The sequence below is a fragment of the Natrinema pallidum genome (genome assembly GCF_005890195.1).
Lineage (GTDB): Archaea > Halobacteriota > Halobacteria > Halobacteriales > Natrialbaceae > Natrinema > Natrinema pallidum.
In genome coordinates, this window is sequence record NZ_CP040638.1 from 88,271 (window position 1) to 109,343 (window position 21,073).

The following is a 21,073-nucleotide window of genomic DNA, read 5'->3' on the forward strand; positions in this document are numbered from 1 at the left end:
TCACTCAACGGACGGACCACGCAACCGAGAGAATGGCCCTTCTGGGAATAACTGAAAGAACACAGCCCGTAACAAGACGAGGACACCAAGTCCCCCTCCAAACAGTAGTGCCCAAATTGAGGGGGAAACACCGCCCGTGTCCGCCAGATAGTGGATGTACAGGCTTGCAACGACCCATAACAAGGTGAACGCGGCAAGGGTTCCGAGCACAATTGAGGCGAGGACCCGAGTGATCGCCGTGTCACCGGGCTGGATTCGATTTCCGGAACCGAGAACTGTCGAACTGAGTCGGATTCCGTGTGCCAGCATACCGACCAGAACGGAAAGGGCAAGAAGACCCGGAACGAGTATCGCTACTGGAAACCAAAGCAGTTCGAGAATAGTGTTGAAAAGAATCACTGATTCGTTGACTATCCCAGTCGCCAAGAAGATCGTAAGGACGGCGAGGACGGGTTCGGCTACTCGTCTCTTAATAGGACTATTGGAGTGGAAGGCGGACATGACGTATAATATAATTCCACACCATTAGTGATAAATCTATTGTGGCCCGAAAGTTGTCGCCTCTATTGAGCGAATCAGGTCAATGTCTGTTAGGAATGTCTATGCTGCACACATGTCCTTAATCCAATATTGGAACTCATCTCTGATTATGCGTTACGATGGAACTGACGCATGTTCTTCTGCAAGTTTGGATATCAAGACAAGGTCTACACACCGTTCCACGCTGGCTCAGCAGGATCAACGAATAACGCTTACTCAGCGTCCGGACAGCACCGGCCATACAGTAGGACTTTATGAACGTCGTTGACATCTAGTTCTCTAACTGGTTTACTGACGTAGGCACTGTCTAGTTCAGCACCTCCTCAACTGGCATCTTTCCGTCGAGAGCTTGATGCGGTCTCTGACGGTTGTAGTAATGCATGAGCTGTTCAAGCCACTCGCGGACGCTCGACCGACTGCCCACCCACGAATTATGGAAGCGGTCGATCCGCATTTTGAGTGTATGAAACCACTTTTCGATGGAGTTTCGGTCGGTATAGTTGACCTGATCACTCAATCCTACTCGAGAGAGGGCAGTCCGATAGCCGAATTGATCGATAAGAAACTCAGCCTCGGAGAGATCGTGTTTCTCGTCGAGTCGATGCAGAAATGCAGTCGCCGGATCAGTGCCATGCCGACCAAATAACGCGACGTCAAGAATCAGTTTTGTCTCGGTGTCCATTGCAGCGTACAACCAAGACCACTCGCCGTTTATCTTGACAGCGGTCTCGTCAACCGCGACCCGCTTTGGCTGCGCCTCAGGCGGGTCGCAGCCGCTGTCAGCCAGACGATTTATCCAATTCCAGACAATTCCATGAGAGCGTTCAACGCCTAATTCAGCGAGAATCGTTGTTGTCTCTCGAAGCGAACAACCGGTCTGATGGAGGCGGACGGCGAACGCCCTGACGGCGTCGCCATCCGCTCGTTCTCCCACGATTCTTCTAAATCCGCGTCATAGCTCTCACTGAGCAGGTCTGCGAGCATCTCTCGGCAAGTTACTCAACGACCTGCTCACTTCTCAAACTGACTCAACTAGACAGTGCCCAAGACTCCAAAATCAGACATAGTAGCGATTGTGGTGCAGGTAGAACTTCTCTCCAGTCTGCTCTTCCTTGCTATCTTTGTACGAGAACTGTGAGCCAATCCATAGTCTTCAATGAGAAAATATCATAGTGCACACTTGCTACCTTCTCATCCTCTTAGAAAAATATCTCAATAAGCCTCCAGAGTCGCAGGAAACAACATATCATTTAAATAGATCTAAAATTTAAAATTTTCTTCTAATGGTAGGATTAGTAAACTTTATATAATTATATCCATAACGAAAAGATGTTATGTCTGGTAATACCAGTAAACGACGAACCGTTCTAAAAAGGATCGGCGCTCTGTCCACCGCGCTGGCGACGCCTGCAATGACGGGCTCCGCACTAGGGATGGCTAAGAATAACTCATCCGCAGCGGAGCGATCCGATAGAATCTCCGAAACGGTAGCACGCCAGATAGCGAAGTCTCGTATTGAACACAACAGCACGCGTGAACAATTTTCAGACCTTAGTCCGGAAGGACTTGCTCAGCCGGAACTATTCTATTCCGTCTCCGAGGCCGGAATGTACAGGCCGGCCGCTTGGGTCTATCCGATTAGAACCGGCAGAGAAGAAGTCGGACACATAGCGATAAGTGCTCAACCGGACTCGCCTGGAATTATCAGGTGCAGCACCGGAATTGCACCGCAGACCCGACTGCAACGCAACGGAACGCTCCAAAGCAAGATTAGACGTGCCGAAGATGGGGCGCGGTTTATATATAATAACCCGATGAGTTTCGGCGTTGAGGTTTCAATGACGAACGTCGCAGACGTCGAGGCTGCAAAAAAGAGAAAAACGATATTTGTCGACCTGAAACATGGATTAACAGCATCGATAAATGACGTTGCGAAGCCGGAATCAGCTACACAGACTAACCGAGCGTCGACTGTTAATCAAACGACTCTAGAAGAGGTTGATGAGACATCGTTTAGTCCGCTCTCTACGGAAAGCATCAGCGGCGTCCCGAATTGGGATGCAAACCTGTGTGGCTCCGATTGGGTTGGCTGTACTCCTGCTGCCTCGTCGATGTGTATTGGATATCATGAAAATACATCTTCCCGAGATTGTGATCTGATGTGGGAACTCAACGATCTTATGGGTACTAACAGCGACGGCGAGACGGTTCCCACAGACTTCGATGACGGTATTGAGGACTACGACTCCTCATATAGTGCCTCGAATACTGTGTGGGGGCGTCGTTCGGAGGTTAAAAATCAGATCGATTCGGGGAACCCCTGTGTGCTAAGCCACTGGTTCAACAGTAGCCTTGACAAAAGCGAGATAGATGACGTAGAAGATCTCAAAAACATAGCGGTCGGCCACTCCGAAACAGCCTACGAGTATGAGGAAGGCGATGACCCTGTGTGGAATCCGACAGAGCCCCCACTGTACGTAACCACTCACGACACGTATGGAGATGTCAACGAGATCACCTTGAAGAGTACAACTGTCCTATTCCTCGTTCAGTCGATCGAACCGTAACGTATACCGAAAACGCATAATAATTTTCAATTCAAAATAGGGTTGTGAATTATAAACCGCCCTCGAGGTTTTGCGAGACAACTGTTTCTCGTCGTGCTTGGCCCGCACATCCAGAAGGTAGCGGTACTTACACTGGATGTACGTGGCGATGACCCTGGAAGAGGGTGTCGTCTCTGGTGGTGACCATTCGAAGAGGTACGGCGTTTTATCTCTCTAAAGATACGCTCGACAGCATTCTGATTTCCGTGTTTTTCGTATCGAAATCGGAGTCCGTGTCGACGGAGTGCTGTCTGGAGATGCCGTGCGCCATCGACGAGAAACACAGCGTCTTCGACATCGTGTTTCTCCGTGAGTTCTTGCAGAAACCGTTCAGTCAATGCGGTCGTAGTCGTCGAGAACAGCCGTATATGGAGAATCCTGTTTGTTTCAGGATCAACTGCAGCGTACAGCCAATACCGGTGATCATCGATTTGAATCACGGTCTCGTCGAGCGCAACGTGATTCGGAGTCGCGTCAGTTGCTGGCTGTAGATCGGCTTTCTGCACCCAATCATGAACGGCCTTTCGCGATCGATCGACACCGAACCTTTCGAGTTCTTGAATAGTATTCGAAAGCGATAGTCCAGCAAGATGGAGTCGAATACCGAGTTCCATTAGCTGACACGGTGTCCGTTCTCGCTCCACAAAACTCAAATCGATCCAGTCGCTACACCCGCTGAGGCGGTGGGTTTTTGGCATGGACACCACAAAATCGTGCCGCCTCACTTTTCACGCTTAACTAAACACGGCCCAATATAGTCTCTCAAACTATATCGCAATTGCGACAGCGTTGAAGGAAATTAATAGGGTAACCGAGGCAAGCAAGGCACTTACCACGATTCGTAGGGGGTATTCACGACGGTACTTCCCTGCGAGACCATAGGGGATACTTAATCCAAGCGTTACCGCAAGGAACATAGCGATATTTCGGATGAGCTCAACTCCGGCACCCGGATAGCCGCCGGGCGTTCCCATCGTCGCCAGGAATCCGATAAAGATTGTAACGGCGATACTAAGTCCGCCCCAAATAGCTAACACGCCAACTTCCCACCAGATAATCGGTTCTGCGAACCGAACATACGAAATCAGCGAAATCACAAGGGGGAGAGCAAAGAGAGTGAATAACTCAAGGTCCCCACTCCGAAGCGGGGAACTGGGTATATTTACGATTAAAAGAGCGATTCCAAGGACGGCCAGTCCTATAATCAAACCGGAAAGTGTACGGGTATCACTCACTTATGGGGAGGAGCCATATATGAATGGGTTTCTGTGAGTTAGTAAATTCTTTGTGTGAATCAGAATTCCGGGTCGGTACACTTGTAGTTCTCATCGGCCGGATATTCCACACAATTGTATGTCTGAACAATAGGGTTTCAACAGAGCCGCTCGTTTATATAAGCCACAGTATACGACGATATTGGTGTGTCCGATTCCTGACTCCGAGACTTTGATGTGCAAGCTCTGTGCAATCGCCGAAACCGTTATCAGACTATGTGCATAACATGCACATAGAATGAGCACGAGCGACGACCCCCGACGGGTTCATTTCCAGTCACCGGAGTATCTCGTCGACCGGCTCGATGCGATCGCCGATCTTTTTGATAAGGATCGGACGGATCTCCTTGTCGAGGCCATCCGGGAGTACATCGAAGACATTGCCGACAACGAGACGTTCCAGGAACTCGTCGCAACGAAATACTACGACGACCAGCTCGAGTTCGAGACGGTCAAGCAGTTGGCTGGCGCTGAGACAGCCCAGCGACTCCGTCTTCTCAAAGCGGACCTCGAAGACGAGCCACTTGATCTCGCTGCCCCCGACGATGTCGACGTCTACGAGGGCGATGTGACCACGGTCGACACCGCGACCGATGACGATCGATGAGCGGTCCACCACTGCGAACGGTCGTCGCCGACACCAGTGCACTCGTCAGTCTCGCTGTGCCCCGTGCCGACGCTACCGTTGACACCGGCGCTCCGGATCCACTCCAATACCTTCTCACCTCCTGTGACGTGTTTGTGCCACCGGAAGTGGTCGAAGAACTCCGCGACATCACACAGTATCAGGATATCCACGCCGTGGCTGCGAGCAACGTCCTCGCGGCCCGTACCCACTACACGGTCGAGAATCCCTACGAACGCGACGATACCCCGGACTCCCGGCCGACGTTCGGCCTCGATGACGGCGAAACTGATGGTATCGTCCTCGCGAACGCGCTCGCCGTCGACGGGTTTCTCACCGACGAGTTCGGCGGCACGAACTTTCCACTCATCCACGCCGTGCTTCAGGGGCTGCGGATCGTCCCGACGCCGCGGCTCATCTGCGACTACTCCCGGAACGGGCATATGACCAAGGAGGAAGCGAGAATACTGATCACAACGATTAGCCTACACCGGAGCTGGGAGAACAGTCCCTACGTCACGCAATTGCTCCAGCGCCTCGAAGCGTAGTCCGTCCTGCGATCGACACGTTCCGAGTGGTGCGTCAAAAGTGGCCGAGCGAGTGAGGTGGGGGCGAGACTTTCCCTTCACACAGGACCAGTCAACAACCCCACTTCGGAATGGGCTGTGGTTGTAACATGTTGTGTCCCTTGGAAATCGCTGGGGATAGTGAAAAGGACATTTCTGTGGTTCCAGTTGGCCCCGGAATGACGAGGACGCCGACGACTACCACCTGTACATGACGAATTTGGCGAGGAAGGAGTTTTTCCGGCGGATTTAGCGGAAATCTACCGCTGTCGGTGGGAAGTTGAGTTGTTGTTCCGGGAGCTGAAGACGCAGTACGAACTGGACGAGTTTGGCACGAGTGACGAACTGTCGAATCGCCGCCCGGATCGCTTCGCTTCGATTTGGGAACACGCCCGCATCGACCAGCGACTCGAGGTCGCCGTGACGGTGCCGACGCCGACGAACTCCGCGCGTTCCTGCGTGACGAACTCGCGGCCAATACGGATCTCCGTGAGCGGTTTCTCGCCCGCGTTGGCGAGCCGACGAGCCAGTCGGTCGACGAGCTTCGCACCGCGATCGACCGGCGGTTCCAAGAGACGAACCCCGAGTACCACGTCGTCTTCGAGCCGATCGACTTCACGCAGTGGTTCGATCTCGCGAACGAGTACCGCCAGCAGGGACGATACGCATCGGCAGCGACCGTCTACCGGGCACTCGTCGAGTCGATCGACGACAATATGGAGCGCGTCGACGGTGCGTACGACCACTTCTCGCGTGCATTCAGCCGGGCACTCGATGGATACGTCGGCTGTGTCGCGACCGCGGAACGCGATGTTAATGCGGTCACTGATGCCGTCGCATTCCTTGAAGAGCGGGTGACATCAGGAACGCCGTTCCTCGCGGAACATTTTGAGAGGGCAGCAGTCGAGCTTCGAGAGAAGCTGGGCGAGCAGTCCAACGAATAGCTGTGTCGCCCTATGACGCCCGCAAGTTCGACGATCGCGAAAATTAGTTTGTGTCGAGGTTAGCCATATCGATCATCTGTTCGCGAGCGGCTTCGACGTTCGAGTAGAGTGCCAACGCGTGCTTGATGAGTCGGCGGTCTTCTTGGCTCCCCTCCCAACGCCCAATAACGTCGCGACGATCGCGGAGTTCGTCACTTGCGAGGTCGCCATCGGCGAGCGACTGTTCGAACTCCTCCCACGTCTCGACATCGTAGGTCGCCTGCTACTCCTCGATCTCATCGGTGATCGCGACTAATTCGTTGCGCAGCTCTTCGCGCGTGTTCTCTTCGATGAGCGTGCGGATTTCCTCGAAGAGCAGTCGCGTGTAGTCCGGCTGGTAGCGCGTCGTCTCGCCAGCCTTCACGCGACGCAGTTGCCCCTGCTCGACGAGCGCCTGGAGTTCCTCATTGGTCGTACTCCAGGCGGCGTCGGCCTGCTTGCTGATCCAGTTGACCGATCGGGGTTCACGAAGCGTCTCGGCGACCGCCCGAATTCGTTCACGGGCGCTCATTGACCCGCCCCACGAATGGACCCCATCTCGTGAGGAAGCGGACATACTGGGCACCTCTAGCAACAGCGTTCACGCTGTACTCCCATATGTTTGTACCCTCTCGCATAATCGAGAGTGTAGTACGAGCATAGTCATCTGGACATTAAAATACGAAACCGACAGAAGCTATGTGACAACCGATGTACGACCGATGTTCTGATTTTGAGGAACTGCGGCCGACCGGCGAGGCGTCCCACATTCCGGACACGAGGCTGGACGGCGGGTACGAAGGTGACCCCCAGCGGCAACGTGTTGCGACGAGCGCTGGCGGCTACCCCGATGCGCCGACGACCACCGACGGCGAGTGCCGGTCCTGTGGGGCGTCAATCCCGGACGGCCAGACGAAATGCCGGTTCTGTCTCACCAACCATCCCGGAAGTGACGCGACTTGCACGGACGAGTCAGCGTCGACGTCGTTCCTCGGCATCGTCCACCTGGTCGTCGAGTCGACCACGTTCTACGGCGCCGTCGCGAAGGGCGGCGCCGCGGCGCATCTCCTCTCTGCCAACGAGGCAAAGCCGGCCGTCGACGACTACACACTCGTCTACGACCTCGACGAGGCGCCGGCGCGCCAGGTGGCCGAGCAATGGCCCTCGCTCCCCGACGCGGTACAGGTGTCGTCAGCGGATGGCGAGCAGCTTCTCAGAGCCGCCCGTGACCGGACAGGGTGGCACGGGCAGGAAGCGTCGGAACGTCAGGAGCAGGCCGCGACGCGGCTCTACGACCAGCGAGGGAACGGCATCCACGACGAGGCACACCTCGGAACGGTCCTCGACGACGCCGACGACGCGGTATGGCTGGTTCCAGCGATCGCGCTGACCGAATCTCCTGCCGAGGCTGTGGCTGATCGACAGGTGTCGTCGGTGCCGACGACGCAGAAGTACCTCTCGCGTCGGTTTATCGCTCCCGAAAGGGGTGCGGGGGCGACCCTGTGAAGTCCAAACATGGCGACACTGCAAGCTACGACGACGTCGACTGGCGCGATCGTATCGGATCCGCAGGCAGTCCGCGAGCTCTGTGAGAGCCATGCTTCGGGACGCTCGACTGGGAGGTTACCGAAGACGGAGAGCTCACCATCTGGGGGTATGACGATTTCGAGGTGTACGAGGCGCGGGAGAACGGCCTCCTGGACTACGAGGGCGGCATCGTGACCCACGAAGAACTCGATATCCAGACAGCGGGGTTCACCAAGTGCCGCTTCCCCGTGCTGGCGAAGCGGTACGTCGTTCGCGACGGCGAAGTCCTCCACGCGGACCTCAGTTCCCCTGACCCGATCGACGAGTAGCGTTGTTCTCCCCGTGAAGAGATGCGAGGTGGCACCGCACTTGTCAGCTACGGGGACACTCAACGAATGCGTTCAGGAGAATTGCCTCGAATTATCGGTAACCACACGCCACTATATTCCACTCAGCGCCCGCCACTTTGCGGCGACGAACCCCGCCAAGATGAACGCGAACCCGGCGACAGTTGCGGGCGTCACTTCCTGCCCAAGCACGAGCAAGCCTGCCAGCGCCGCGAACACGGGAATCACGTACTCAATGAAGCTCATCTCGATGGGACCGAGGTCGTCCAGCAACGTGAAGTACAGCAGGAAGCCACCGACGCCGGCGACCGCGGAGAGGTACGCGATGGCGGCGAGCGCGGACGGCGTCCATGTGGCGGTCGCGAACGACTGGCCGGGGAGCGCGAGCACGGCGGCGTGGAGGACGACCGCACCGATGGCCATCATCCACGCCTGTGTGGAGAGGAACGGCATCGACGGCGATCGGCTGTGCGTGACGACCGCGGCGACGGCGAACGCGAGCGCGGACGCAAGCACGAGCGACACACCGAAGACGCTGTCCGCGATATTCGTGGGATCGGGGTCGGCGATGACGACGACGCCGACGAATCCGAGCGCGACACCGAGCGCGGTGGCGGCGGTGAACTCCTCATCGGTGGAGACGAGCCGCGTGAGCGCAGGCGTCACCACGGGGACGAGACCTAACAGAACAGCGGCAACACCACCTGTGACGTACCGCTGGCCGGCGAAGAGGAACGCGTGGTGGGCGCCGATAATGAGCGCGCCGCCGACGAGCACGTAGATGTAGTCGTCCCGAGTCCGGGGGCGGACATCTGCGCCGGAGGCGAAAACGGCGGCGAACAACAGCGCGGCAGCGACGTCGAAGCGCACGGCCGCGAACGGCACCGCAGGGAGATCGACCAAGCCGACGTCCGTCGCCATGAACGCTGTTCCCCAGACAGCACACAGTAGCAAGAACCGGCCGGCCGTCCCGTAGCGACTCATTCACGAGGAGGTCGCCGCCCGACGGGGAAATGTGCATCGAACCGCCCCGACTCTCCGAGCGTCCGGACACACTTGGAGACCGCGTCACCTACGCGGTGTGGTGTAGCTATAAGTACCTCAACGCCGGCCTGAACGCCATCAGAGGGTTCTCCGTCTGTGATAAGCACTTCGACCACCCGATCGCGATAGCGGGGGCATAGAGGAAAGCCAACGCCACCCAGCTCGACCTCGAACTCGAGGTCGAACCGGCGCGCAGCGCAGCCACGGTCCAGACGGGATGGTTGCTCGTGTTCGGTGGCGCCGCTGTTCGGCCCGCTAGACATCATCGAGTGTCCGTATCTATCTCGAATGAAAAATGCCACTGGAAACTACTGGTAGGGTTGTTCGTCCTCCGGAGGGATACGGGGCGATCCAGTCGCGGTCGCCCCGTGAGGTGATTGCTCAATGGGGCACCGCGCACTCGTTACGCACAGACGGACAGTACTCGCTCCACTACAGTCAGTGGGGCGCAGCGAACCCGGAGTTCAAACATCGAATCTCGGCTGAGTCGCCGTTCGGTGGCGAAGACACCAACTCCAAGTGGGCGAAACAGTTCCTTGCAGAGTTGGCCGATGGCCTCGAGGCAGAAGCGGTCGAGGGCTACCCGGCCGGCGAGGATCGACCGTCGACGGTCGTCGAGCCGAATCCCCGTGCCACAGACCTCTCACTCGACGAGATCGTCGCTGACCATCTCGACTCCCTCCACCACGAGGCGTTCTTCGTGGTGTCGACGACGTTCGAAGTGACTGCATACCGGATGCTGTGGTTCGGCCTGCAGTACGACTCGGAGATAGTCGAACAGGGCAAGACGGTCGGGAACGGCGCGTTCGCGTGAATCGACAAATCGATGCGTTGCAGATAGCAGTAACAATATCTGGAAGACGGCGGTGTACAGCAGTTGTCGTTCTCGGTTGCGGCGGCTGTGGGTGGGTCGCGGGGTGTCCCCAAGGGGACTGAACCAAAAAATTACAGCGCCCGGTGCTCACCTCCGCACGCAAATATCCAGTTGAAGCACACGAAACGTAGGTTGTCAATCGGTTCCGTGCAATCACTCAAAAGGTGTGTCAATGGAACTCACTATTATACGGATATATCCCAGATCGTATTATTAGTGTTATTCTACAGTTTCTTCAATTTCCTGTTCTACAGTTTCTTTAACTTCCCGTTCTACAGTTTCCCTAATTTGTTTTTTATCTACGATATCCCCCTCTTTTGTTTTCTCGTTTAGGTCCACGACTGTGTTTTCTACAATTTTCTCCACATTAACATTCACTTCTTTACTATATATTGTCACATTGGGGATTTCTATATTAGCATCTACACTTTTTCTACCTATATACCAGATTGTTATAGCCTTCACTAATTCAATTACCTGCTCATGGTTCTCAATTAAGAATTCGAAGACATCAGTTTCAGATAGTGCTTTTTCTATTTTGAATCGATATTTCAAATCATGTGCTTCTATTATACTGTGAAAGCTTTTCTTTTCATCAACAGGGACCCCTACAAGAGCATCTGGTTCCCTTTCACCCCATTCTTTTTTAGGAATGTTTGGATACGAATAACCACCAATACTTAACGCATTTTTCTCGCCATTTTTCATCTCTCTCACAACATTCTCGTTTCCTTCAAATATTCCAAATTCACCTTTTAGATAATAGACTTCTCCCTCTTCGCCCCATTCTGTCCAAACATCTATAATCTCGCCAATCACCTCATCTTTATTGTGTTCATTAAGAACCTTTCGTTTTTCAGGGTTAGACTTTATTTGATCTTTCAGATTGTCTAATTCTTCTGGTGGGATTTGGTCTCCTGCGCGATCTACCTGAGATGATGAAAACGTCCCTTCTATTATCTCGCAAAAACCATCATCGCTTCCTCTCTCCATATCTCAGATTATGTTTTTGAGTGATATTTATCTTTAGGGTTGAAATAGGCGTGATCCCCTGGGGTTGCACGCTGACAAAATCAGTTTTCCGAATATACACACGAATGCTGACTGCTCGTGTGTATAACCGAGATCCACCGTAGAGACTTCCATAGTATTGCCGTGTTCTATCTTTCTCAAAGGCTATAACTCAAAATCATTGCTCGACAGCCCGAGATCTAAAGATCGTGTTCACAATAGAGTAACCGCGTCCTGAGTAGGGAACTCAAACAGAGGTCGTTACTCGGTGTCTTCGACTGGCTCAAGTTCGCTCGCATCGAGTTCTTCGTCGAGGAAGGCGCGCCCGCTCTCGTTGAGTCGATAAAGCCCCTGTGCAATTCGATCGACTAACCCGTATTCGTTGAGCTTAGAAAGACGGACGCTGGCATGGCTACGAGAACAGACACCGAAGTTGTCCACAGCCTGCGGGGTGAGATTTCCTTCGTCACGCATCGTCTCCATGATGCGCTCATCGACTGGACGCATCCAGTCTGCGCGTTGTCGGACCACATCTACAGTGGTTCGATTAGTAGTCATAGGTCTACCGATACGTCCGATAACGGTTCTCTACCGTTTTAATCTGTGACCTATACGTTAGAAATTGATTTCGAATCGTTAGGAAGCTATTTATGAAATGGGATTCTATGCCCAGTCGACCCGCCCTTTCGGATCAAAAGGTCCGACGTGTCCCTAGCACGCCGGGGTCGGGTCATCCTCTGCACGAGGCTCCGACCATGCGAACCGAACGCTCGAGGGGCAATGAATATTGCTCCACAGACGACGGTATCGTCGGCCAGTCGACTGGCCGCGAGAACACCCCCGCTTCCACCGGTCCCGCCGACCGCACCGCGATCGGCGTCGATCTCGGGGAGCACAACCTCTACACCGCGTGTCCGTCGCCCATGCCGGACTGGAAGGGTGCCTACGCGATCCCCGGCGACGACCTCTGCAATCGCCTCGACGCGCTTCGCGACCGCGTCGCTGCATTGCTCGCCGGCGACGCCGATCGAGAGACGATCGTCGCACACGTCCGACACCGTCGGGCGGCCCTGCTCGCGGCCCTCGACGACGCGGCGCGGGAGATCTGCGACTACGCGAGCGCGTACGACCACGCCGTGCTGGTCACCGAGGACAGCCACTACGAGCCGGACCTGTGGGCGTGGCTGACCGATCCGAACGCCCACCGCGGCACGGCGTGGCTGCTCCCGACGGCCCATCTGCGCCTGCGCGCGGTCGCCGCCGAGTACGGCATCGAGGTCGCGACGGTGCCCGTCGCCTACTCCTCCCAGGAGTGTCACGGCTGCGGGACCATCGGCGACCGACGGCTCCACCAGACGTTCCGCTGTACCAACCCGGACTGTCGCGTCGAAACGGTCTACGCCGATTACAACGCCGCGAAGGTCCTCGCACAGCGGTACTACCCCAACCAGCGATGTGCGTACCGCCCCCCGCGCTCGCTCGCGACGGACGAACGGCCGGCGCTCGTCGCCCCCCGTTCGGACTCCGTGGACCGCTGACCGCATCGGCTTGCCAACCACTCGATCTCACCCACAGCCGCCACCGACATGAGCACGAACGCCGACCACTCCGAACCGACCGCATCGACCGTCCAGACGCTCGCAACCGAACTCGAGTCGCTTCGCGAACGGGTTGACGCGCTCGAAGCCAGCCTCGCGCGGAAGACCGACCACCTCGACCGCCTCGAGTCCGCACTCGAACGGGAGCGGGCGGCAAACGAGCGTCTCGACGCCCGGGTCGAAGAACTCGAGCGAACGCGACCGCCGCTCGAAGCGCGGCTCGACGCCCACGAAAGGAAACTGAACGCGAACAAGAACCGCATCAGCGAACTCCAGGCCCGCGAACTCGAGAAGGGGGCCCACCTGCTCGCGGCGAACGTCGACGAGAGCGAACTCGACGTCGCCGGCGGTCGCCTCGAACGGGTCAGCAAAGACGACGGCGGGCAGTACTTCCGACTGCCCGACAGCGACGACCCGCTCGATCGCGGCGGCGATGTCGCGTTAGCACACGGCGACCTCCTGCCGATTCAGCAACTCGCGACGATGGACGACGACGGCCTCCGTGCAACCACGTCCTCGCTCCCCTCGCGGCTCGCTGCGAAACTCTGGAAGGCTCGCACCGATCCGGCCGTCGGAGACAACCCGTGGAAGAACGGGTGCAAACCCGTCCGGGAGTACGTTACGGCGAGCGATATGAAACACTGGATTCGCCGTCAGGAGACGGGGATCAGCGACGGCTACGCGAAGAAACTCGTCTCGAGGACGATCGACGCGTTGCTCGAACTCTCGAAGAACCGACTGGCGATCGAACGGCACCGGCAGCGCAAGAACGGCCTCGAGTACACCGAGCGCCGCGTCCTGCTGATGGCGGATGCGGACGTTCCCGGTGACCGACCGAGTGCAACTGAGCGGGACAGTCCGGAGACAGGTGACGTCGACGGCTGACGCTGTCCCCGGGTCGCCCACCCCGCCCTGAGAGGGGAGTCACTCTCCACGACTACCGGATTACCCCCCACGATTGCGGTCGTGAACGCGTCCGCGTACTCGTTCGTCCGTCCCTCGATCGGTCGTCGACGGTCGATGCCCACCGACTGCTCGAGCCGGGTCACCGAAGACGTCAGCTGTCTCCGGAACGAGTGGTGGGCCACCCGTGATCGCGGTCCCGGATCGATTCGGCAGTAGTCCGGCGACGTGGAATTCGGCCCCACATCTCGGCCTCGGGACCGAGCGCCTCGAGCGTGCGGAGTAGTCTCCGTGAGCGCTGGCCAGAGCGACCCACACGGTCTCGCGATCGAAGCTGTTCGTCCAGCCGTTCCTCGAGCATCGAGGCGAAGCGAGCCGCTGTCTCATCCTCGTCGAGACGCCGCGCGGAAAGTAGTATTGCTCAATAGACGGGCGCTGATCGAACCGAAGGACGGAGGTCGTGTGTGGCAAACGAGGGCGAGCCGAGACGATTCCTTAGCTCTGAGCGGGGATTTCGGTGTCGGCCTCGGCGTGTTCGTACTTGTCTTCGAACTCCTGGATGAGTTGTCCCATCTTCGCGTACCAGTCGTTTAGCATCCGCTGCATGTCGTTCGCGATCTGGGTCGGGTCCGTCGGGTAGTAGACGTGGTAGTAGCCGCCCTGATCGTAGTTGATCTGCTCTTTCTGGATGAACCCGCTCTGGAGCAGTCGCTGAATCGATCGGTACGCGGTCGAACGCTCGCGGTCGACCCGCTCGGCGACTTCGTCGATCGTCAGTGCGTCCTCGCTTTCGACCAGTACACGGAAACACTCCTTGTCGAGTTGCTTGAGCCCGTGGATACACTCTAGAAGCCCCTCGCATTCCATGTCCTGTTGCAGTTGTTCCGCCATCGAGTTGGCCATGTTACTGTCTCGAGGTAGGAACCGCGGCGGTATAAGGGTTGTGTGAATATTGTACAATGTCGGTGAGCCGAGGCCGGAACGGAGCGAGCGGCGTCGCCGGTGTCAGTCGGCGGCCGTTGCGGACGCGTTCGACCGCGCTCGCATCGTCGTGATCGTGTTGTAGATCACGGCCCCGCTGACCATGAACGCTGAGAGCATGATCAGGACGAACCCGATCGTGTCGAGGACGGGCATGCCGAGATAGCCGGCCGACTGCTGGAAGGCGACGGCGACCGAGCCACCCAGGAGCATCAGCCCGAAGTAGATCTTGATGTCGTCCTCGTTGACGACGCTGGTCGCTGCCGAGCCGATACGGGCACCGAGTGCGCTCCCGGCCAGCAGCGGGACGACGATCGAGAGATCGACGCCGCCGTTGAGTCCGTAGGTGTACGCACCGAACCCCCCCGAGATGACGATCTCGAACAGGTCGGTCCCGACCGCGATCGGCACCGGGACGCCGATCAGGTAGAACAGGGCGGGCATGCGGATGAAGCCACCGCCGACGCCGAGAAAGCCCGAGAGGAGTCCCGTGGCGAACGCGACGCCGAGGATCATCCACAGTGATACTTCGAGTCCGCCCGAGAGGGCCATCATCGGCGGGACGTTGTAGGACTGAATCCGCTTTGCGATGTCCGGAATATCGTCCGGGTCGATGTCCCGGTTCGCGGCCTCGTGGTGGCCGCCGCCGCTGTCGCCGGCTCCGTCGGACCGCAACGCGTTGTAGCTGACGAACACCCCGATACCGCCCAGCAGGAAGACGTACGTGACACCGATGACGCCGCCTGCGAGTCCGAGTTCTTCGAGGGAGTACACGAGGTGACTACCGACTTCGATACCCGCGGTCGTTCCGACGACCATCAGGCCGCCGAGTTTGTAGTCGACCTGCCCGAGGTCGCGGTGTTTCAGCGTCGCGATCACGGCCGTCCCGAAGACGAAGGCCATCCCGCTCCCGACGGCGACGCGGGTGGGGTACCCCATCACGAGTAACGCGGGCGTGACGAGGAACGACCCACCCATGCCGAAGAAGCCGAACAACACCCCGACCATGAAGCCGAAACTCACGAACAACGCGAGCATCGTCAGCGCGATTCCGAAGAGGGCCATCTATGTGTGCGTGATCCGTTCGACGAGTGGTTTCGCGACCTGTTCTACGGTGCCGTACCCCACGTAGAGGGCGACCGCCTCGAGGAGGACGGTGCCGACGAGTGCGCCTGCCTGTACCGCCGGTGAATACGCTGCGAGGTCGATCATCGGGCTCGACCTCCGCCGTGCAGTTGTGTTCGAGTCATGGATTTCTGCTCAGTATCGTCTATTCGGAGAATGGCTATAACGCTTTTGGGAATGTTGAACAATATTACTGCCATCCATCTCACGGCTATCCAACGGGAATATTCGGATACGTTATACCGATACTGAGGAGGCCCGGCTATCGTGCGCTGCCGCTGGCGCGCGGTTGGAACGAATAGACGACGCTCTTGTTACGAGATAACAGGAACGGTATGACTACCGCACCGACCGTCGTCCTCGTTGAACGGCTCACCCGCAACCGATGGTTCGGCAATGGTCTTGACTTACCCAAACAACATTATACTGTCGCGTCCTCCGACCGGTATGAAAGCGATCTGTGCGACCGATCTCTCCGCCGCCAGCGAGGCGACGATCGAGAACGAGACGTGTCTCGAGTGTCTCGATCGAATCGGCGTCGAGGAGATCCACCTCGTGACCGTGATCCCGTCGAACGTACACGCCGGGATGCCCGGCATCGACTTCGAGGACCGTCGCAAGCAGGCGCTCACTCGCTACCGACGCGTTATCGAAAACGCCGGCTTCGACGCCAAAGCACACGTCGTCCGCGGCACGCCCCATCGACGAATCAACGGTATCGCCGACGCGATCGGTGCCAGCCTCACGGTCATCGGCTCGCGCGGGAAGAGTCCGCTCGAGAACCGCGTCATCGGATCGACCGCGCGCAATCTCGCGCGGACGACGGTCGTGCCGCTCCTCGTCAATCGGATCGAGCGCGGGGCCGACGAGCCGGACGTTCTCCGCGAGCACCTGTTCCGGCGGATGCTGTACGCAACGGATTTCTCCGAGAACGCCGAGCGGGCGTTCGAGACGTTCTCGTACTTGCGCCACGCGACACGGGAGGTGACGCTGGTCCACGTCGAGACGCCGAAGGACCCGTCGCTCCCGGAGGACGCCAACCCCGAAGCGCGGCTGTCGGAGCTGGCGACCGAACTCGAAAACTGGGGGATAGAGACGCGAACCGCGGTCCGGCACGGTGATCCCGCCGACGAGATCCTCGCTGCCGAGGACGAGTACGAGCCGACGACGATCCTCGTCGGATCGCGCGGTCACAGCCGGCTCCGCCGGCTGTTGCTCGGGAGCGTCTCCGAAGACATCGTCGCGCGGGCAAACGGGAACGTCATGCTCGTTCCGCCGTCGCGAACCGCGTGAACGCCCGGGCGCGCATTTACCGCTGAACGGTTCCCAGCCCCGGAATCACCACCTCGATTCCGAACGGACCCGGCGATCGCCGTCTCGACTCCGTGCCACGTCGGTCCCGAACTCCGCCGGACCGTATGCGGCCAGGAGTCGGACATAGCCGCTGGAGACCGCTTTCGAGTGGTGGACCAGAGGCGCTTTTTCTTCCACGTTCGAACTGCACCTGTGTACTGGCCATCCCGAGAGGTCGTCCTGATCACCGTGATGCTCACCGCCGCACTCGGCACCGGCGGCCTGTTCGTCGGCGACGCCGATCCGGCGCCGCCGGATCCGGTCCCGTTCGACGAAACCGTCTCCGTCGGACTCACGCTCGAGGCGGAACAGAGCCTCGACGAGAACGTCACTCTGCCCCGGACACAGGTGTTTTATTCGCAGTACCAGTACGTCGTCGGCTACTACGGCGTCGAGACGTTCGTCGACGCCAAACGCCAGGCGGGACACGATCAGCGGTTCGGCTATCCGCTCGCAGTGTACGTCACCGACTACGGCGACGCAACGGTCGAGCTACAGGACGACGGGTATCCGGTCACCGACCGACCGCTGTCGTGGATCGATGCGACGGACGCCTGGTTCGTCGTCGGCAGCGACGCGCGGACGCCGTCGGGCGAGACCGTCGTTCCGTTCGCCGACCGAGCGGACGCCGCGGCGTTCACTGAAGCCCACGGCGGCGAGGTGTACACCTGGGAGCAAACCCTTGAGGAGTCGTTCGACACCGACGACGCGACGGTCGTCCGCGACCGCGTCGACGAGCAGGACCGCCGCGTCGACGCGGTCGTGAAGTCGACAGTCGCGCAGGCCGACCGACCGGTATCGATCGTTGTCGGGGAGGACGTCGACACCGTCCAAGAGGGCATCGACGAAGCGCCCGCGAACACCACGGTCCTCGTCCCCGACGGCACGTACGAAGAGACGGTCCGGATCGATCGCCCGATCACGCTCGCCGGGGAGGACGGGGCGACGATCCACGGCGACGGGAACGGGTCGGTCGTGACGGTGACCGAACCCCGAGTCGGGATCCGGAACCTCGAGATCACCGGCGTCGGGCCGATGGCCTCCGGAGCCGAGGAGGTCCCCGGAGAGTCGATCGACGATGACGCCTGGGACGAGAAGTTCCTGACCTACTACACCGGCGCAGACGCCGCCATCTCCGCCCACGTCGCCGCCGAGCTGTCGATCGAAAACGTGACCATCGAGACGCCCTCGAACGGGATTATACTCCGCGAAAGCCCCGATACTGTCGTTCGCAACGCGACCGTTCGGGGCAACGAGCGCTGGGAGGACGGCTTCGCCGGTATCATGGCGTTCCAGTCGCCGGGCGTGATCGAGGAGACGACGATCGTCGACGGGCGGGACGCGATTTACGCGTACCGATCGGAAGGGATCGTGGTTCGGGAGAACGAGATCGAGGGAAGCCTGTTGGGGGTCCACCTGATGCACACCAACGGCGCACTGCTCGCCGACAACCGCCTGACCGACGTCATCGATACGGGGATTTACGTCATGACCGGGCCGGAGCGGAACGCGATCGTCGGCAACGAGGTCAGGGGCTCGGTGACCGGGTCCTACGTCGGCGGCACCGACACGTACGTCGCCGAGAACGTCTTCGAAGCCAACGATGTCGGGCTGGAGCTGGCGGCGGCCGCGTCGATCTACGAGCGAAACGTCTTCGCGGGGAACCAACTGGGCGTCAACGATCGGGTGATACTCCCGACGAACCGTGTCGTCGAGAACGACTTCGTCGCCAACGACGACCACGCCACTGCCGGTTCCGGACCGCTACGCATCTGGTCCCACGACGGACGCGGTAACTACTGGCAGGGCGGGACCAGCATCGCGGACGGCGATCCGCCGTCCCGATCGTACTCGCCGACCGACCCCGTCGACCGACGGCTGCACCGTACTGACGGCGCGGCGACGCTCGCCCGGGCACCAGCGCTCGACGCGCTCTCCGAGTTCGAGGAGTCGGTGTCCGGAATGCGAACCGGCAGCATCACCGACGTGGCTCCCGCGTGCGAGCCGAACAATCCGGAACTGCTCGAACGGACCGATCAGGCCGATCGCGCCTGGACCTGCGACGGAACACTCACTACCAACCCATGACTGCAGAGACACCCCTACTCGAGGCATCGAACGTCGACTTCGCGTACGGAGACGTGACCATCCTGCGGGACGTTTCCGTTCCGATTCGATCGGCGGCTGTGACGGCGTTGATCGGCCCGAACGGGACCGGAAAGACGACGCTGCTCCGAACGCTCGCCGGGCTTCAGGAACCCACCGGGGGCACGATCGCGTATCACGGGCCGGCGGCCGTACGCGAGATCGGCTACCTCCCCCAGCGGCCCGAGTTTCGGCCCGGGTTCACCGTCCTCGAAACGCTCGAGTTCTACGCGTCGCTCGTCGGCGGCGAGCGCGACGAAGCGATGACGCAACTCGAGCGCATCGGACTCGCGGATGCCGCGGACCGTCCGGTCGAGGCGCTCTCCGGCGGCATGACGCGACTCGTCGGGATCGCACAGGCGACGATCGGCGACCCGCCGCTGATCGTCCTCGACGAACCCGCGTCCGGACTCGATCCGGGAATGAGCAAGCACGTGTTCGCGGTCGCCGACGAACTCGCCGCCACCGGGACCGCGGTGGTGTTGAGCTCGCACGATCTCGAACTCGTCGAGCGAACGGCCGACGAGGTGGTCGTCCTCGACGGCGGCACCGTCGTCGAGCACGGAAACCCCGCGGCGCTGTGCGACCGGCTCGAGGCGGGCTCGCTGGAGACCGTCTACGAGGAGTCGATCGTCGGCGACCTCCACAGCGTTCGAGTTCAGGGTGAGACCGCGTGACCAGCACGTCGAACCCGGTGAGCGAAGACGTCGCGTCGACGGACGTCGAGGGCGATGTACCAGCGACGAAATCGACCGCGGCGACCGATCCACCGGATTCCGTCGGCCGAATCGAACGCGTCGTCGGCCGCGAACTCAGGACCGTCTCCCGAACCCGGACCTTCGTCGTCCTCGGGGCGGCGCTCGCCGCCGTCCTGGTCGGAACCGCGTGGGTCGGCGGCGGCGTCAGGGCCGGTTTCGTGCCGACCGTCGTCGACCTCCTGACGCCGCTCGAGCTCCTCGTGCCGATCGTGGCCGTCGCGTTCGGCTACCGGGCGATCCTCGGCGATCGGCGTCGGGGCGAACTCGACGTCCTCGATACGTATCCGATCGACCCTCGCGAACTCGTCCTCGGCGTCTACGTGGGCAGGGCCGTCGGCCTTCTCGTGACGATCGTCGTCCCGCTGGTGCTCGTCGGCGGAGCGGTCTTCGTCGGCCGCGAAGAGCCGTTCGGCCGGTACGCCTCACACGCCGCTACCGACTCCCCCGTCCTGTTCGCGCGGTTCGTCGTGCTGACGGCCCTGTTCGCGCTGTCGATCCTCGCCGTCGCGCTCGCCATCTCGGCGCTCGTGAGCGGGACGCGAAGCGCCCTCGCGCTGTCTGTCGTCGCGCTGGTCGTCCTGCTGGTCGGACTCGATCTCGCGCTCGTCTACGGGTTCGCCAACGGCTATCTCGGCGATTCATCGCTCATCCACGCGCTCGCGGTGAGCCCTCTCAGCGCGTATCGCGGGCTCGTCTTCGAGAGCGCCGTCGTCACGGCGCCGGGGACCGGGCCGCGAACGGCATCGCCAGTGGCCAGCCTGCTGGGGCTTGCGATCTGGACCGGCGTCTCGCTCGCCGTCGCGACCTGGGCGATAAAACGGTAGTTTTCGTTCG

The 21,073-nt window shown here is 59.4% G+C and carries 17 protein-coding genes and 7 pseudogenes; 14 read left to right on the forward strand and 10 right to left on the reverse strand.

The genetic code is table 11. The features are described 5' to 3' along the window. A complete protein-coding gene (locus FGF80_RS17845) occupies positions 1-501 on the reverse strand; it encodes a hypothetical protein (protein ID WP_138655605.1) in 501 nt (166 codons plus the stop codon). 346 nt (positions 502-847) lie between these two features. Then, positions 848-1,524: pseudogene (locus FGF80_RS17850) on the reverse strand (IS6 family transposase). Between the two features lie 350 nt (positions 1,525-1,874). Between FGF80_RS17850 and FGF80_RS17855 the strand changes: the two are divergent. Beyond that, the gene (locus FGF80_RS17855) at positions 1,875-3,107 is read left to right on the forward strand and encodes a cysteine peptidase family C39 domain-containing protein (protein ID WP_138655606.1); all 1,233 of its coding nucleotides are present in this window, start codon (positions 1,875-1,877) and stop codon (positions 3,105-3,107) included. A gap of 188 nt (positions 3,108-3,295) precedes the next feature. Here FGF80_RS17855 and FGF80_RS17860 read toward each other — a convergent pair. Then, positions 3,296-3,844, reverse strand: a pseudogene (locus FGF80_RS17860) (IS6 family transposase); the annotation flags it as partial. A gap of 814 nt (positions 3,845-4,658) precedes the next feature. Between FGF80_RS17860 and FGF80_RS17870 the strand changes: the two are divergent. From FGF80_RS17870 to FGF80_RS17890, 4 genes and pseudogenes are all read left to right on the forward strand, one after another. Next, a complete protein-coding gene (locus tag FGF80_RS17870) occupies positions 4,659-5,027 on the forward strand; it encodes a hypothetical protein (protein WP_138655607.1) in 369 nt (122 codons plus the stop codon). Next, positions 5,024-5,593: a hypothetical protein gene (locus FGF80_RS17875; protein WP_138655608.1), complete on the forward strand. Its 570-nt coding sequence runs from the start codon at positions 5,024-5,026 to the stop codon at positions 5,591-5,593. Before FGF80_RS17870 ends, FGF80_RS17875 begins: the two co-directional genes overlap by 4 nt. Before the next feature lie 199 nt (positions 5,594-5,792). Then, positions 5,793-5,953, forward strand: a pseudogene (locus FGF80_RS17880) (transposase); the annotation flags it as partial. A gap of 80 nt (positions 5,954-6,033) precedes the next feature. Then, positions 6,034-6,555: pseudogene (locus FGF80_RS17890) on the forward strand (SWIM zinc finger domain-containing protein); the annotation flags it as partial. 43 nt (positions 6,556-6,598) lie between these two features. Here FGF80_RS17890 and FGF80_RS17895 read toward each other — a convergent pair. Further along, positions 6,599-7,150, reverse strand: a pseudogene (locus FGF80_RS17895) (DUF7342 family protein). Positions 7,151-7,284: 134 nt separating this feature from the next. Between FGF80_RS17895 and FGF80_RS17900 the strand changes: the two are divergent. Continuing rightward, positions 7,285-8,079: a biosurfactant protein 1 gene (locus FGF80_RS17900; protein ID WP_006187472.1), complete on the forward strand. Its 795-nt coding sequence runs from the start codon at positions 7,285-7,287 to the stop codon at positions 8,077-8,079. 9 nt (positions 8,080-8,088) lie between these two features. Beyond that, a pseudogene (locus FGF80_RS17905) lies at positions 8,089-8,429 on the forward strand (hypothetical protein). 111 nt (positions 8,430-8,540) lie between these two features. On the opposite strand, the gene FGF80_RS17910 reads toward FGF80_RS17905, so the two are convergent. Then, on the reverse strand, positions 8,541-9,431 hold the full coding sequence (locus tag FGF80_RS17910) for a DMT family transporter (protein WP_006187470.1): 891 nt from the start codon (positions 9,429-9,431) through the stop codon (positions 8,541-8,543). A gap of 444 nt (positions 9,432-9,875) precedes the next feature. Here FGF80_RS17910 and FGF80_RS17915 point away from each other — a divergent pair. Further along, positions 9,876-10,302, forward strand: a pseudogene (locus tag FGF80_RS17915) (DUF6735 family protein); the annotation flags it as partial. A gap of 282 nt (positions 10,303-10,584) precedes the next feature. Here the strand turns inward: FGF80_RS17915 and FGF80_RS17925 are convergent. Beyond that, the gene (locus FGF80_RS17925; RefSeq protein ID WP_138655610.1) at positions 10,585-11,358 is read right to left on the reverse strand and encodes a hypothetical protein; all 774 of its coding nucleotides are present in this window, start codon (positions 11,356-11,358) and stop codon (positions 10,585-10,587) included. A gap of 279 nt (positions 11,359-11,637) precedes the next feature. Then, positions 11,638-11,883, reverse strand: coding sequence for an ArsR family transcriptional regulator (locus tag FGF80_RS17930; protein ID WP_138655674.1), 246 nt, complete (start codon positions 11,881-11,883; stop codon positions 11,638-11,640). A 248-nt stretch (positions 11,884-12,131) separates the two neighbouring features. Between FGF80_RS17930 and FGF80_RS17935 the strand changes: the two genes are divergently transcribed. Together FGF80_RS17935 and FGF80_RS17940 are read left to right on the forward strand one after the other, a co-directional pair. After that, a complete protein-coding gene (locus FGF80_RS17935; protein WP_138655611.1) occupies positions 12,132-12,914 on the forward strand; it encodes a zinc ribbon domain-containing protein in 783 nt (260 codons plus the stop codon). 48 nt (positions 12,915-12,962) lie between these two features. Beyond that, the gene (locus FGF80_RS17940) at positions 12,963-13,859 is read left to right on the forward strand and encodes a hypothetical protein (RefSeq protein ID WP_138655612.1); all 897 of its coding nucleotides are present in this window, start codon (positions 12,963-12,965) and stop codon (positions 13,857-13,859) included. Between the two features lie 513 nt (positions 13,860-14,372). On the opposite strand, the gene FGF80_RS17945 is transcribed toward FGF80_RS17940, so the two are convergent. The 3 genes from FGF80_RS17945 to FGF80_RS19375 all read right to left on the reverse strand — a co-directional run bounded on the left by FGF80_RS17945 (position 14,373) and on the right by FGF80_RS19375 (position 16,070). Next, positions 14,373-14,780: a helix-turn-helix domain-containing protein gene (locus FGF80_RS17945; RefSeq protein WP_138655613.1), complete on the reverse strand. Its 408-nt coding sequence runs from the start codon at positions 14,778-14,780 to the stop codon at positions 14,373-14,375. Between the two features lie 102 nt (positions 14,781-14,882). Further along, complete coding sequence (locus FGF80_RS17950) at positions 14,883-15,923, reverse strand: sulfite exporter TauE/SafE family protein (RefSeq protein WP_138655614.1); 1,041 nt, start codon at positions 15,921-15,923, stop codon at positions 14,883-14,885. Continuing rightward, positions 15,924-16,070, reverse strand: coding sequence for a DUF7512 family protein (locus tag FGF80_RS19375; RefSeq protein ID WP_006187462.1), 147 nt, complete (start codon positions 16,068-16,070; stop codon positions 15,924-15,926). It lies immediately after the preceding gene. A gap of 360 nt (positions 16,071-16,430) precedes the next feature. Between FGF80_RS19375 and FGF80_RS17955 the strand changes: the two genes are divergently transcribed. The 4 genes from FGF80_RS17955 (at position 16,431) to FGF80_RS17970 (ending at position 21,063) form a co-directional block, all read left to right on the forward strand. Next, positions 16,431-17,276, forward strand: coding sequence for a universal stress protein (locus FGF80_RS17955; protein ID WP_138655615.1), 846 nt, complete (start codon positions 16,431-16,433; stop codon positions 17,274-17,276). A gap of 213 nt (positions 17,277-17,489) precedes the next feature. Next, on the forward strand, positions 17,490-19,424 hold the full coding sequence (locus FGF80_RS17960) for a NosD domain-containing protein (RefSeq protein WP_138655616.1): 1,935 nt from the start codon (positions 17,490-17,492) through the stop codon (positions 19,422-19,424). After that, positions 19,421-20,158, forward strand: a complete 738-nt coding sequence (locus tag FGF80_RS17965) for an ABC transporter ATP-binding protein (RefSeq protein WP_006187459.1) — start codon at positions 19,421-19,423, stop codon at positions 20,156-20,158. Before FGF80_RS17960 ends, FGF80_RS17965 begins: the two co-directional genes overlap by 4 nt. Then, the gene (locus tag FGF80_RS17970) at positions 20,155-21,063 is read left to right on the forward strand and encodes an ABC transporter permease (RefSeq protein WP_138655617.1); all 909 of its coding nucleotides are present in this window, start codon (positions 20,155-20,157) and stop codon (positions 21,061-21,063) included. Before FGF80_RS17965 ends, FGF80_RS17970 begins: the two co-directional genes overlap by 4 nt. Positions 21,064-21,073 lie beyond the last annotated feature (10 nt).